Raw genomic sequence first — 13242 nt, 5'->3', positions numbered from 1 at the left:
TATGATCGGGAGACATCCTTGTTTCCCGATCAGACATCCCCCAAGGCTGGTCCACAACTGCGTGTTAGCGTTATCATCCACAGCGCGAAGCCTCTCTTAACTGATCTATTGATATTACGCCACTATTTGTAGATGCTGATCCCGTCGACGGGTTGGAGTTGTGCGATATCCTTCAATTTCTAGATAACGTTATCGCTCAGCGGGAGCCAGCAATGCAAAGACATGCGACTTTGGCCGATGTGGCAGCCAGGGCAGGCGTGTCTCCCATGACCGTCTCGCGCATTATCAACGGGCGGAATGGTGCAAGCGCGGCAACGAAAGAGCGCGTCATGGCGGCTGTGCGTGAACTCGACTATCGGCCGAACACCCTCGCAAAAGGATTGAAGATCGCTCGCTCCGGTATCGTCGGCCTGATCGTTCCCGATATCGTAAATCCCTTCTTCCCGGAAATCATCAGAGGCGCCGAACTGGCGGCACGCCCCGCCGGCTACACGCTGTTGTGCTGCAATGTGGTGGAGGATCCCGCTCGCGAGGAGGAGGTTCTCGAAACGCTGCTGAACAGGCGTGTCGACGGCGTCATCATCTGCAGCGCGCGTATGAGCGACAAGCGGCTCTTCGACACGGTCAAACGCTGCAAGGCCGCCGTGCTGATCAACCGGTCGGCTCCCAAGAGCATCGCCGGCACGATCGAGGTGGACTACCGGCGAGGCATGATTGCGGCCGTCGACCATCTGGTCAGGAATGATCGCCGGCATATTGCCTATGCGGGTGGCCACGCAACCTCCAGAGGGGATCAGCAGCGTCGCCAAGGCATCCTGGAGGCCCTCGATGGCCATGGCCTGGAACTCGTGCTGGATGTGCCCTGCTCTCCGGATATTCAGGGCGGGGTTGCGGGAGCGACGGCGTTCCTCGACAGCGGCAGGCAGATCGATGCGATCATCTGCTACAATGATCTGATCGCGATCGGCCTGCTCGGTGTCCTGAAGGAGCGTTCGATTGCCATTCCCCATGACATCGCGGTGATCGGATGCGACGACATCCTCGCTGCCTCGCTTGTCAACCCTCCGCTCTCGACTTTGCGGGTTGCCAAGGAGGATCTCGGCGCCGCCGCGATGCGCATGCTGATCGATCGCATCGACCAGCGACACATCCAGCAAGGGATCGTCATCGAACCAGAACTCGTGCTGCGCGCCTCCACCGAGGGGCCCTGACGAGCAGAGGCCGGCCTCGGACGAAGGCTTGTCAGGGATCACCAGCGTTGATGAACGAACGGCCTGACGTCGGCATCATAGATCGCGCGGATCTGTGCCATCACCTCGTCGGGAATGGCCGGCAGAGCGGATGCGGCGGCGTTGGACCTGGCCTGCGCAACGGTACGCGCCCCGGGGATGACAACGCTCACGGCGTCGAACATCAGGATCCAGCGCAGCGCGAACTGCGCCATGGTCTCGCTGCCGTTCACCAAGGGGCGGATCTTCTCCACGACGTCCAGGCCCTGTTCGTAGGGCATCCCAGAGAATGTCTCGCCAACATCGAAGAACTCGCCATTGCGGTTGAAGTTGCGGTGATCTTCCTTGTCGAAAATAGAAGAACGGCTGAACTTCCCCGAGAGCAGACCGCTTGCGAGAGGGACCCGAGCGATGACGGCGACATTCTTCTTTTTGGCAAGCTCGAAGAACAGCTCGATCGGGCGCTGCCGAAGTATGTTGAATATGATCTGTACGCTCGTGACGTTCGGATATTCGATCGCCTTGATGGCCTCCTCGATCTTCTCGACACTGACGCCGTAATTGCGGATGAGCTTCTCCTCAACCAGACGATCCAATGCTTCGAACACTTCCTGGTGATAGTAGAGATCCGTCGGGGGGCAATGGAGTTGCACGAGGTCGAGGATATCGGTCTCCAGATAGTCGCGGCTGCGGCTTACCCAGTCGCGCAGATTGGCCAGCGTGTAGCCGGACGTGACCTGCGACGGCAGCCGTTTACCCGCCTTCGTTGCGATATAGGGGCGCTCGCTGCGACCACGCAGCGCTTGCGCTATCAGCTTCTCGGACCGGCCGTCGCCATAAACGTCGGCGGTATCGATAAAGGTAACGCCGAGATCCAGTGAACTCGTTATGGCGTTCATCGCCTCCGTGTCATCGACCGCTGTCCATTGCGCGCCTCCGATACCCCATGAGCCGAAGCCGATCTCGCTGACGAGCCGCCCCGTGCGTCCAAATAATCTCTGCTTCATAGAACCATGTCCCAGCTCTCCGTGAATGAGATATCGATAACATAGCTTGGTGATTTCTCAATGAAGCGATTCCTTCCAGACTTCACGTTTTTCCTCCAAACCTCGCGTTGCGTCACGTCTTTCGGACCCAACTCAAGGAGTTCTCCTCTCTGGTCGCGCGATATTGACACGATAACGATAACGTGCAACCGATTGGAAACGTCAACAAAAGCAATCCGGCGCCCGGCATTCGGGTAAGCCCGTGACGGGATAGGTCGGCGGGCGACTGAAGATGCGCCAGCGAGCTAAATGTCGACCATACAGATGGGAGGAAGGTAGATGTCCAAGAGTCTCAGGCACATCTTGTTGGCGGGAGCGCTCATTGCCTTCGCGCTGCCCACGGCGGTTTTGGCCGATGATTTCAAGTTGGGAATGGTGATCAAGTCCACCACCAACCCCTACTACAACGCGACCCTTGCCGGCGCGAAGATTGCCGCGCAGGAGACGGGCGGAGAGGTCGACAATTACGGACCGACCGAGTCCAGCGCCAAGGCTCAGGTCGACATCATCAATAGCCTCGCGGATCGGCGCGTAACGGCCATCGCGGTTGCGCCGAGCGATCCAGATGCCGTCGTGCCCGCCATGCAGCGGGCGGCGAAGCTCGGTGCAAAGGTCGTTACGTTCGACGCGGACGCGTCAGGTGGCCGATCCTTCTTCGTCAACCAGGCCACCAGCGATTCCATTGGCCGTTTCGGTGCCCAATTGCTGATCCGTGAGCTCGGACCGGATCCCAAGGGCGAGGTTGCGGTCGTCTCCGCCCAGCCGACCGCGGCCAACCAGAACCTTTGGATCGAGGCCTTCAAGGATGAGGTCGCGAAATATCCTGGGCTCAAGGTTGTCGACACCGTCTATGGTTACGACAATGAACAGAAAGCTTTCGATGCCACGGTCGCCCTGACGACCAAGCATCCCAATCTTGCCGGCATCTTCGCGCCGACCTGCCCGGGTCTTCCCGCTGTGGCGAGAGCGCTGGAAAGCGTCGACAAGGGGCACGGCAAGATCAAGCTTTCGGGCAACTGTGTCCCAAGCATTACCTCCAAATACATGCTCGACGGCACCATCGGAGGGTTTTATCTTTGGGATCCCAGCAAACTTGGCTATGTTACCTATTATGCAGCAAAGGCGCTCGTCGACGGAAAGATCACTGGAAAGCCCGGCGATTCATTCGTGATCGACAAGGGAAAATGGCCCGGAACCTATACGATCGGCCAGGATGGGCAGATCATTACAGGCAAGCCTGTCGAGTTTACCAAGGATAACTACAAGGACTTCACTTTCTAGAATGCCGAGAGGGGGCGGGTCTCGCTGGTCCGCCCCCCGCGTCAAATCGCAAAGCGTGTCCTAGAGCAAAAGCGCGTTTAGCTAGAAACGCTCTTTTGCTTTAACTCATTGTTTCGACGCGTCTTTGTGATTCCTGGCGATTCCAGCAAGTCACAGAACGCTTTAAGAGTGCATCTGCCTTGACCGTACCGGTGCTCGATCTGCAGCACGTCAGTAAGCGTTTCGGCGCCATCGATGTACTCGTCGATGTAAGTCTGGCCTTGTGGCCAGGCCGCGTGCATGCCCTCGCCGGCGAAAACGGTGCCGGCAAGAGCACGCTGGTGAAGATCATAGGCGGCGTGCACCAGCCCAATGCCGGGCAGATCCTGAAAGAGGGCCAGCCCCTCAAGCTGCTGTCTCCCCTGGAGAGCCGGCGTCAAGGGATTGCCGTGGTGCACCAGCACCCTGCCCTTTTCCCCGACCTCACAGTCGCTGAAAATGTCTTCATCGGCCACCAGCCCCGGCGCAATGGCAGGATCGATTGGCGTTACATGAACGCCCGCGCCCGGGAACTCCTGGCGCAGCTCGACGTGACCTTCGATGTCGACACACCCGTCAAGCATCTCGGTGTTTCCGAGCGGCAGGCGATCGAGGTTGCACGTGCCCTCGCCATCGATGCCCGCGTTCTCGTCCTGGATGAGCCGACCTCAGCGCTCTCCGGGATCGAGGTGATCAGGCTCTTCGACCTGGTCGGCAGGTTGAAGCAAAGGGGGGTGGCGGTCCTGTTCGTGACCCATTTCCTCGATGAAATCATGAAGTTCAGCGATGACCTGACCGTGCTGCGTTCGGGCCGCCATGTGGTGACCAACCCGACCGAAACCTTCACGCCCGAAACCATCGTAAGGGCGATGATCGGGACGAAGCTGGAGTCCTTCTTTCCCAAGCAGGAGGCCGAGATCGGCGGGCCGGTCCTGAGCGTGCGGGGCCTGTCTGGTGCGGGGTTCGTGGCAGATGTCGACTTCGAGGTTCGCACCGGCGAAATCCTCGGCTTTTTCGGTCTGGTGGGGGCCGGCCGTTCCGAAATCGCCGGCATGCTGTTCGGCATCATCAGGCCAGACGCGGGCACGATCACCTTGGGAGGCGAACAGATCCAGCTCCGTTCTCCGCGCCAGGCCATCCGCCAGGGCATCTCGCTCGTTCCGGAGGACCGTCACAAGCAGGGACTCGTGCTGCCCTTCTCCATCCGCGCAAACGAGACCCTGCCTGTTCTTGGCACCCTTTCCGGTCTGTTGGGCCGCATCGATGGCGCGCGCGAGGAGACGGTTGCACGGGACTACGCCCAGCGCATGCGGGTCGTAGCTTCCGGTGTCGAGCAGGCCGCCGGCACGCTCTCGGGCGGAAATCAACAGAAGGTTTTGCTCGCCAAATGGCTCATGCCCAACCCCCGCCTGTTAGTCCTTGATGAACCCACGCGCGGTATCGATGTCGGTGCAAAGTCCGAGATCCACCGCGCCATCTCGCAATTGGCAACGACCGGCATGTCGATCATCATGATCAGTGACGACGCCGAGGAACTGATCGGCATGGCAGACCGCATTCTCGTCTTTCGTGGCGGGCGGATCACGGCCTCCTTCGACCGCGGCACCTTTGACCGCGAGAAGATACTGTTGGCCGCGGCGCATGAAGTCCCCATCGGGGCGACGGGCAATAAGGCGAGCACCCGATGAGCGAGCAAGCACAACAAGCCTCGGCCGGGCAGAAGCCTCGTTCACTAAGCCGTCTATGGTTTGCCTCGCGGGAAGCCAAGCTCCTGCTGGCACTCCTGCTCATCTGCATCGCGATCTCGGTGCGCGAGCCGCGTTTCCTGGACCTGAACAATCTCGAACAGGTTGCGCTTTCCGGCACGCTCGTCTGCATTGTCGCGCTGGGCCAGGCCCTGCTGATCGTCGGGCGCCAGATCGATTTGTCCGTCGGCGCGATGGTTGCCGCGAGTGCCTTCGTGTCGGCCGACTGGCTCGCTGCCCATCCCGATGGATCGCTGATCGTCGTTTTCCTGATCGGCATCTCGATCGGCGTGTTGCTGGGCGCCGGAAATGCCGTGCTGGTCGCCGGTCTTCGCATTCCGGCCATCGTGGCGACGCTCGGAACGCTTGCCATCTATCGCGGTGGCATCATCGTCTATGCCGGCGGGCGCCAGATTTCGGCGACCGTCCTGCCGGACAGCTACGGCAATATCGCCCAGATGCATATTGGTGGCCAATCACCCCTGGTGTGGACAACGCTGGCCCTTGTGGTGATCCTTGGCTGGCTTGCCCGCTTTACGCGGACGGGGCGGAATATCTACGCCATCGGCAGCAACACCGAGGGGGCGGAGTTTGCCGGCATCGCCGTGCGCCGCCACATCGCCTATCTCTTCGTGCTTTCAGGCGGTCTGTGCGGGTTGACGGGTGTGCTGTGGGGTGCGCGTTTCGGCACGGTCGATGCCATCATTGCGCCCGATCTGCAGTTGCAGACCATCTCTGCGGCCGTCGTGGGCGGCGTCAGCATTTTCGGTGGCAGCGGTTCGGTCTATGGCGCAGCAATCGGTGCAGCGATCTTCGTCGTCCTGCAGAACGGTGTCCAATTGCTGGGCCTTGACCAGTTCTGGATTCCGGCCCTGCTCGGAGTCGCCATTCTGGCCACCGTGATCTTCTACAGCCAGTTGACGCGAAGGTCCGAGACATCCCGGAGCAGAAAGGGAACACCATGAAGGCGCCATCGTGGCTGCTGAGATGGGAGACGTTCCTCCTTGTGACGCTGATCGCAGTCCTGGTGCTTGGCGGCGGCGCCTCCAAATATTTCTTCACGGCGTCGAACTTCTCCATCGCCCTTGCCGGCATGGTGCCCGTCGCGCTCATCGCGCTGCCGATGACATTGGTCATCATCACCGGCGAGATCGATATCTCGGTTGGCTCCATCGTTGGATTATGCGCCTCGGTCATGGCCGTGTGCCTCGAGCACCAATGGCCGGTCGAGCTCGCCATGATAGCCGGCCTCGTGGTGGGGACCTTGGCAGGCCTGTTCAATGGCGCCATCATCGTGGGCTTCGGCCTGCCCTCGCTGGTCGTGACCATCGGCACCTTGGCCCTCTATCGAGGTATCGCGCAGATCATTCTCAAGGAGCGCGGCGTCAACAGCTTTCCGGACTGGTATCAAAATATCGGCTTCGGCACGATCGGCGACACGCCCATTCCCTGGAGTATCCTCATCTTCCTGGCCCTGTTCGCCGGCTTCGGTTTCTTTCTGCACTTCACGCGCGGCGGGAGGTCGATCTATGCAATCGGCAACAACAAGGAGGCCTCGCGCTATTCCGGAATCTTCGTGGAGCGGGCGATGGTCAGCGTCTTCGTCGCGTCGGGCACGGTATCGGCGATCGCGGCGATCGTGTTGACGGCCTACCTCGCCAGCGCTCGATCGGACACGGCAATCGGGCTTGAGCTCCAGGTGATCACGGCCGTGGTGCTCGGGGGCGTCAACATCTTCGGTGGATCGGGCAGTCTCGTCGGCGTGCTGCTCGCCCTGCTCGTCCTCGCCTTCGTCAAGAACGCGCTGGGGCTGATCGGCATGACGCCAGAACAACAGGATATCGTCACCGGAGCGGTTCTCGTCGGCACACTCATCGTCTTCGGTGCCTCGCGCGGGCTGGGTCAACTCGGCTCCCTGATCGTTCGCCAGCGTGACGGCAGATAGATTTCCACCAGCCTGAGCAGGCCTCTCGCTCGCAGCCCGGCGCGGCAGGATCGCAGAGAGGCAGCATCAGCGCCAGCCGAGCGCCGGCGCGACATGGGTGAGGATCGCTTCGATGACATGCGCGTTGTAGGCGACGCCCAGCTGGTTGGGGACGGTCAGCAGCAAGGTGTCGGCTTCGGCGACGGCCTCGTCCTTCTTCAATTGCTCGATGAGGACATCCGGCTCGGCCGCGTAGCTGCGGCCGAAGATCGCCCGGGTCTTCTCGTCGATGAAGCCGATCTGATCCTGCTGATCGCCGTCGCGACCGAAAAAGGCGCGATCGCGGTCGTCCACCAGCGCGAAGATGCTGCGACTGACCGAGACCCGCGGCTCGCGCGCGTGGCCGGCCTCCTTCCAGGCGGTGCGGTACGCCCGGATCTGGGCGGCCTGCTGGATGTGAAAAGCCTCGCCGGTCTCGTCGTCCTTCAAGGTCGAGCTTTGCAGGTTCACCCCGAGCTTGGCTGCCCAGACCGCCGTGGCATTGGAGCCGGCGCCCCACCAGATCCGCTCGCGCAGCCCTTCCGAATGGGGCTCGGGGCGCAGCAGGCCCGGAGGATTGGCGAACATCGGCCGTGGATTGGGCTGGGCGAACCCCTCGCCGCGCAACACGTTGAGGAACACCTCCGCATGGCTTCGCCCCATATCGGCGTCACTCTGGCCCTCGGCCGGGGCGTAGCCGAAATAGCGCCAGCCATCGATCACCTGCTCGGGCGATCCCCGGCTGATGCCCAATTGCAGGCGGCCCCCGGCGATGAGATCGGCCGCGCCGGCATCCTCGGCCATGTAGAGCGGGTTCTCGTAGCGCATGTCGATGATCGCGGTGCCGATCTCGATGCGGCTGGTCTTGGCTCCCACGGCGGCCAGGAGCGGGAAAGGCGAGGCAAGCTGGCGAGCGAAATGGTGCACGCGGAAATAGGCCCCATCCGCCCCGAGCGCCTCTGCCGCGACGGCGAGATCGATGGATTGCAGGAGCGCATCCGCCGCCGAGCGTGTCTGCGATTGCGGCGAGGGCGTCCAGTGCCCGAACGAGAGAAAACCGATCTTCTTCATGAAAAGCCGCCTGGGGAATAATGGATGGAGCGAGGTAGACGATAATGAAACAGGATTAGACGTGGCAATTGCGTCGGCCGACAATAGAAAGCCGCCCTCCCGGCGGCTTTTTCGCGAACCCATGCTGCGACGCGAGCCCGCGCGCGGTAGAAGCAACTGCCTCGCGCGAGCTTCGACGTTTCAGTTGCAGGCTGGCTTGGCGCCATTGCAGGCGTCCAAAAGTTCCTGGGGCGGGTCCTTGTGGAACACCGTCTTGTAGGATTCGAGGACATTCGACTGGACGACCGGCAGCGACTGCACACCAACCCATGCCGGCGGTGCCTGTCCGATGAGCGCCTTCATCATCGCCAGGGCTTCGGCAACCCCCTGATCATAGGGGCGTTGGGAGCCGGTCGCTTTCAGGGGGCCTCCCTTGGCAATCTCGATCGCCGACTGCAGTCCGAGGTCGACAGTGGTGATCGGAATATCGATGCCCTGGGCCCGCATGGACGACAGGGTGTCCAGGGCAGGCTGGTCCCAGACCGCGTACAACCCCTTGATATCGGGATTGCCCGTCAGGAAGTCGCCGGCGATCTGCGATACCTTGGAGGGATCGGTGAAATCCACCTGCTTCATCACGATGTCGGGCCGGTTCGCTTTCATCCAGGCGCTGACGCCCTTGGTGCGCTCATTGGTGCTGAAGTAGTCGACGCCAAAATTCACCAGCCCGATGGTTCCGCCCTTCGGCACGCAGGACGACAGGATCTGCGCGGCAATCTGGCCATTGCCCTGGCTATCGGCCGAGATCATCGATGCGAAATCGTCCGGATGTTTCAATCCAGTCGGAATGCTGTCCATGAACACAAGCTTGATGCCGGCCTGGCCGACTTTCTTGTAGGTCGGCGCGGTGGCGGTAAAGTCCACCGGAATCGAGATGATGCCGTTCGGGTGCTGCTGGATGGTGTTCTCGATATCGGCGATCTGCTTGTCGACCTGATATTCGGCCGATGCAACGCCGGTAACGGTCACGCCATATTTGTTCAGCGTATCGGTGATGCCCTGAACCTGCAGTTGGGACCAGTCGAGATTCACGGTCTGCATGGAGATGCCGACCTTGAAATTCCCCGCCTTGACCTTCGCCGCTTCGTCATCGCTCAGCGCCAGCGCCTCCGGCGAGGCCGCCGTCTCGCCATGCGGTCCCTGCCCGAGGATGCCTTTGGGGCCGAGGGTCGCAAGGTCCACGCCCTTGACGCAGGTATCCGGGACCTGGGCGAGGCTCCCGGAAGTTGAAAAAACGATAGTGCTGGCGGCTGCCATGGCACAGCCAAAGAGTAAGCCGACGCGTTTAGGGGATTTCATGGTCTTCCTCCCTTGAATAAGTTTCTCTGTTTCTTCCAAGAGCCTGCCACCGACAGGGTACGCTACTATCTCCGCGTGAAGGCGACGGCCGCGACGATGATCGCGCCCTTGATGACGAGTTGAAGCGACGAACTCACGCCGAGGAGCACGAGGCCGTTGTTGAGGGTGCCGATGATCAGGCTTCCAAGCAGCGTGCCGAGAACGAAGCCGCGCCCACCGAACAGGCTGCAGCCGCCGAGGATCACCGATGCGATGACGTCGAGTTCCATGCCCTGGACGACATCGGGCCGGGCGGCGTGAGACCGGGCGGAGAGCACGAGGGACGCCAGGCCCGCCAGCATTCCCGTCATCACGAAGGCCAGCGTCGTTACATGCTTGATGTAGACGCCGGAATAGAGGGCCGCCGTCGGATTGCCGCCGGCCGCATAAATCCGCCGGCCGTAGACCGTGAAGTGAAGCAGGAGAATACCGCCCACAACCACCGCGGCCGTCCAGATGATCGGCGCCGGAACCCCCAGCACGGATCCTTCCCCGAAAATGGCGAAGTAGTACTCGTTCGTGATGATCACCGGCTTCGTGTTGGTTACCATCAAGGCAAGGCCGCGCGCGGCGCTCAGGGTGCCGAGCGTCACCAGGAATGAGGGAATGCTGAGCTGGGTGGTCAACAGGCCGTTGATCAGTCCGATCACGGCGCCAGTGCCGAGCCCGGCGACGGCGCCGACGATCCAGCTGTTGTAGAGGAACGACATCGCCAGTGCGGCGGCCATGCCGGAGAGCGCCAGCGTCGAAGCAACCGACAGGTCGATCTGCCGGGCGATGATCACGAAGGTCATTCCCACCGCGATGATCGACACCAGCGTCGTCTGCCGGCCGATGTTGAGGAAATTGTCGACGGACAGGAACCAGGGCGAGGCGAAACTGAACACCACCAGCATGAAGGCGAAGGCGATATACAGCATATAAGGCCGCTCGCCGCGAAGCAAATGCCTCAGGAAAACGCGCCTGCGAGCCTGGGCGCCGCCGGGAGTTCCATCAGTGGCCGGCTGGGTCTGTGTCATGCTGCCTGCTCAGTCGCTTGCTGGGTCTGAAGAAGGTGATGGAGAGCCTCGGCGCTCCCCAGATCAGCACGCGGCAGCGCGCGCAATGTGCGTCCGTTGACGACGATCGAGATGCGATCGCACAAGGCGAGAAGTTCGCTCAGGTCCGACGACACCAGGAGCACGCCCGTTCCTGAAGCCGCCGCATCCCGGATGACGCCATAGATCTCCTCGCGGGCGCCGACATCGACCCCCACGGTCGGCTCATCGAGCAGCAGGATCCGGGGACGAGGCTCGTTCCATTTGCCGAAAACGACCTTCTGCTGATTGCCTCCGGACAGGTTCTTCACATAGGTCGCAGGCCCTGGCGCCTTTACCGACAATTGCGAAACGGCTCTCCGCGCCCGGGCGAGAGCGGCAGAGGCCTGAAACCAGCCCCATTTGGAGAGGGCAGGCAGACGAGGCAGTGTCAGGTTTCGTTCGATCGTGTGTTCGAGCACGAGGCCTTGCACATGCCGATCCTCCGGCACTAGCGCCATGCCGAGGCGAATGGCGGTCGCCGCGTCGAGATTTTCCATGCGCGAGCCGGCAACGAGAAGCTCGCCGCCAACCACCGGCCTCAGTCCGAATATGGTCTCGAGAATCTCGGTCCGGCCGCTGCCGATCAATCCGGCGAGCCCGTGGATCTCCCCGCTGGTGACGGTGAGGTCCACCCCTTTCAAGCGATCGTTTCGAACGCCGCGCAATTCCACCGCCGCAGCCTCCGAGGACGGGAGGTTCGCGTCCCCAGCCGTCCTCCGGCTTTCGCCCTCGCGCAGAGCCTGGCCGGACTTCATCTGCTTGGGCCCGACGATCGCGCTGACCAGCTGGGCCATATCGGTCTTCGCCGTCTCGAAGGTGCCGGCATTGGCCCCGTCCCGGAACACGGTGACGCGATGCGAGATGCGGAAGACCTCGTTCAGGCGATGCGTCACATAGATGACGCCAACCCCGCGCGCCGTCACCGTGCGGATGGCGTCGAAGAGGATCTTCTCCTCATCGTCGGTCAAAGCGGACGTCGGCTCGTCGAGGATGAGCAGCCGCACCTTCCCCATGAGCGCCTTGGCGATCTCGGTCATCTGCCGGTAGGCGAAGGGCAGCGACCCGAGCGTGGCGCGGGCGTTTAGAGGGATCTTGTGGGCTTTGAGGAACGCCTCGGCTTCTGCCAGCAATTTCCGTTTCTTCAGGAAGCCCAAGCGCGTTCTCGGCTCGCGTCCGAGCAACAGATTATCGGCGACCGACAGGGACTCCACCAGGCTCAGATCCTGGTAGACGACCGCGACCCCGGCGTCGCGGGACTGTGCCGTCGAGTCGAACGAAACAGCGTCTCCCTCGATTTCGATGGTCCCGGCATCCTGCCGCTGCACCCCGCTGAGGATCTTGATGAGGGTTGATTTGCCGGCGCCATTCTCGCCGAGCAGCGCATGGACCTCTCCGGGCAACACCTCCAGATCGACGCCGAGCAGGGCACGAACGCCGCCAAAGCTCTTGGCGATGCCGGTCGCCTTCAGCAAGGGCGGCCTCTCGAGAGGCTCGCGCACCATCCGATCCTGTTCAATCATGGTGCGTCCGGCCGCCTCCCGGAGATAAGCGTGCCTCGACGCCGATCTCGAAAATGAGATTTGCCTTACTTTTTTTGTGACTTTTCCATCACGCCAGTCAAAAGTCAATCATTCGGAGCCAGGGTCAATCGCTATCGAGCTTGGTCTCCCCGTGCTCCGTGATGATCGCATCGAACACCTTGAGGTCCGCGAAAAAGGCTCTCTTGATCTTGCCGATCTTGCTGCTGTCGATGACCAGATAGTTTTCGCGGGAGAGGCTGATCGCCTTCTGCTTCACCTCGGCCTCGTGAAAATGCTCGCAGGTGGCGCCACGCTTGGCGTCCGCGCCGGCAGCCGACAGGAACGCCACGTTGATGCCGACGGAATCGAGAATGTCGAAATCGCGTGTTCCCGAAAAGGAAGCGGACGCCGGATGATAGACCCCACCCAGCATGATCGTGGTAATGCCCGGCTTCTTGGTCAGAAGCTGCGCGACGTTCATCGCGTAGCATATTGCGGTTATTTGATAATTGTCCGGTATGAGGTCGACGAGGTGAACAAGTGTCGTGCCGCAGTCCACGAAGATCGTTTCGTCCGGCCGGATCTTGCTGGCGGCATGGGCGCAGGCTTCGCGTTTGGCAGCCGCGTGGCTGTCTGCCGCCGTCGACAATTCGTAGGGCACATCGCGTTCCGCGTGCGACGCCGCCAGGATATGGCCGCCAAGGAAGGCAAACTGCTCAGGGTTCTGGGCGACATCGCGCCGAACGGTCATCTCCGACACGCCCAGAAGCTGGGCCGCCTCGCTCAGATGGATGATCCGGCGCCGATCGAGGGCGGCGATCAAGGCAAAAACCCGCTCTGTCCTTCGTGCGGTCAAAAGCTGCCGTCCAAACTTGTTACAGATTTCACAAGATCTGTTACACCGCCGGTGGAT

At 61.6% G+C, this 13242-nt stretch carries 11 protein-coding genes; 5 read left to right on the top strand and 6 right to left on the bottom strand.

What is annotated here, in order from left to right; all coding sequences use genetic code 11:
- The first annotated feature begins 212 nt into the window (after positions 1-212).
- Positions 213-1211: a LacI family DNA-binding transcriptional regulator gene (locus QQL24_RS08100; protein WP_284311461.1), complete on the top strand. Its 999-nt coding sequence runs from the start codon at positions 213-215 to the stop codon at positions 1209-1211.
- 38 nt (positions 1212-1249) lie between these two features.
- Here QQL24_RS08100 and QQL24_RS08095 read toward each other — a convergent pair whose 3' ends face one another.
- On the bottom strand, positions 1250-2236 hold the full coding sequence (locus tag QQL24_RS08095; RefSeq protein WP_284311460.1) for an aldo/keto reductase: 987 nt from the start codon (positions 2234-2236) through the stop codon (positions 1250-1252).
- A gap of 318 nt (positions 2237-2554) precedes the next feature.
- Between QQL24_RS08095 and QQL24_RS08090 the strand changes: the two genes are divergently transcribed.
- The 4 genes from QQL24_RS08090 to QQL24_RS08075 all read left to right on the top strand — a co-directional run bounded on the left by QQL24_RS08090 (position 2555) and on the right by QQL24_RS08075 (position 7264).
- Positions 2555-3556 (top strand): substrate-binding domain-containing protein, encoded by a 1002-nt coding sequence (locus QQL24_RS08090; RefSeq protein WP_284311459.1) that lies wholly within the window; start codon positions 2555-2557, stop codon positions 3554-3556.
- Positions 3557-3735: 179 nt separating this feature from the next.
- On the top strand, positions 3736-5262 hold the full coding sequence (locus QQL24_RS08085) for a sugar ABC transporter ATP-binding protein (RefSeq protein ID WP_284311458.1): 1527 nt from the start codon (positions 3736-3738) through the stop codon (positions 5260-5262).
- Positions 5259-6284 carry an ABC transporter permease gene (locus QQL24_RS08080; protein ID WP_284311457.1) on the top strand — a complete coding sequence of 342 codons (1026 nt, stop codon included), beginning with the start codon at positions 5259-5261 and terminating at the stop codon, positions 6282-6284. The genes QQL24_RS08085 and QQL24_RS08080 overlap by 4 nt, the downstream gene beginning before the upstream one ends.
- Positions 6281-7264 carry an ABC transporter permease gene (locus QQL24_RS08075; protein WP_284311455.1) on the top strand — a complete coding sequence of 328 codons (984 nt, stop codon included), beginning with the start codon at positions 6281-6283 and terminating at the stop codon, positions 7262-7264. The genes QQL24_RS08080 and QQL24_RS08075 overlap by 4 nt, the downstream gene beginning before the upstream one ends.
- Positions 7265-7330: 66 nt before the next feature.
- Here the strand turns inward: QQL24_RS08075 and QQL24_RS08070 are convergent, their stop codons facing one another.
- The 5 genes from QQL24_RS08070 to QQL24_RS08050 all read right to left on the bottom strand — a co-directional run bounded on the left by QQL24_RS08070 (position 7331) and on the right by QQL24_RS08050 (position 13185).
- Positions 7331-8353 carry an LLM class flavin-dependent oxidoreductase gene (locus QQL24_RS08070; RefSeq protein WP_284311454.1) on the bottom strand — a complete coding sequence of 341 codons (1023 nt, stop codon included), beginning with the start codon at positions 8351-8353 and terminating at the stop codon, positions 7331-7333.
- A 180-nt stretch (positions 8354-8533) separates the two neighbouring features.
- Complete coding sequence (locus QQL24_RS08065; protein WP_284311453.1) at positions 8534-9691, bottom strand: substrate-binding domain-containing protein; 1158 nt, start codon at positions 9689-9691, stop codon at positions 8534-8536.
- A gap of 65 nt (positions 9692-9756) precedes the next feature.
- The gene (locus QQL24_RS08060) at positions 9757-10749 is read right to left on the bottom strand and encodes an ABC transporter permease (RefSeq protein WP_284311451.1); all 993 of its coding nucleotides are present in this window, start codon (positions 10747-10749) and stop codon (positions 9757-9759) included.
- Positions 10746-12329, bottom strand: coding sequence for a sugar ABC transporter ATP-binding protein (locus tag QQL24_RS08055; protein ID WP_284311450.1), 1584 nt, complete (start codon positions 12327-12329; stop codon positions 10746-10748). Before QQL24_RS08055 ends, QQL24_RS08060 begins: the two co-directional genes overlap by 4 nt.
- A gap of 124 nt (positions 12330-12453) precedes the next feature.
- Positions 12454-13185 carry a DeoR family transcriptional regulator gene (locus QQL24_RS08050; protein ID WP_284311449.1) on the bottom strand — a complete coding sequence of 244 codons (732 nt, stop codon included), beginning with the start codon at positions 13183-13185 and terminating at the stop codon, positions 12454-12456.
- Between the last annotated feature and the right edge of the window lie 57 nt (positions 13186-13242).

The organism is Labrys miyagiensis, assembly GCF_030160835.1.
Classification (GTDB): Bacteria; Pseudomonadota; Alphaproteobacteria; order Rhizobiales; family Labraceae; genus Labrys; species Labrys miyagiensis.
Note: the sequence above shows the minus strand (reverse complement) of the source record. Positions and strands in the feature narration are given on the sequence as shown.

Bases quoted from the DNA above. Each gene is read 5' to 3' on its own strand.
- QQL24_RS08100 (WP_284311461.1), top strand. From the start codon at position 213: ATGCAAAGACATGCGACTTTGGCCGATGTGGCAGCCAGGGCAGGCGTG.
- QQL24_RS08095 (WP_284311460.1), bottom strand. From the start codon at position 2,236: ATGAAGCAGAGATTATTTGGACGCACGGGGCGGCTCGTCAGCGAGATC.
- QQL24_RS08090 (WP_284311459.1), top strand. From the start codon at position 2,555: ATGTCCAAGAGTCTCAGGCACATCTTGTTGGCGGGAGCGCTCATTGCC.
- QQL24_RS08080 (WP_284311457.1), top strand. From the start codon at position 5,259: ATGAGCGAGCAAGCACAACAAGCCTCGGCCGGGCAGAAGCCTCGTTCA.
- QQL24_RS08075 (WP_284311455.1), top strand. From the start codon at position 6,281: ATGAAGGCGCCATCGTGGCTGCTGAGATGGGAGACGTTCCTCCTTGTG.
- QQL24_RS08070 (WP_284311454.1), bottom strand. From the start codon at position 8,353: ATGAAGAAGATCGGTTTTCTCTCGTTCGGGCACTGGACGCCCTCGCCG.
- QQL24_RS08065 (WP_284311453.1), bottom strand. From the start codon at position 9,691: ATGAAATCCCCTAAACGCGTCGGCTTACTCTTTGGCTGTGCCATGGCA.
- QQL24_RS08060 (WP_284311451.1), bottom strand. From the start codon at position 10,749: ATGACACAGACCCAGCCGGCCACTGATGGAACTCCCGGCGGCGCCCAG.
- QQL24_RS08055 (WP_284311450.1), bottom strand. From the start codon at position 12,329: ATGATTGAACAGGATCGGATGGTGCGCGAGCCTCTCGAGAGGCCGCCC.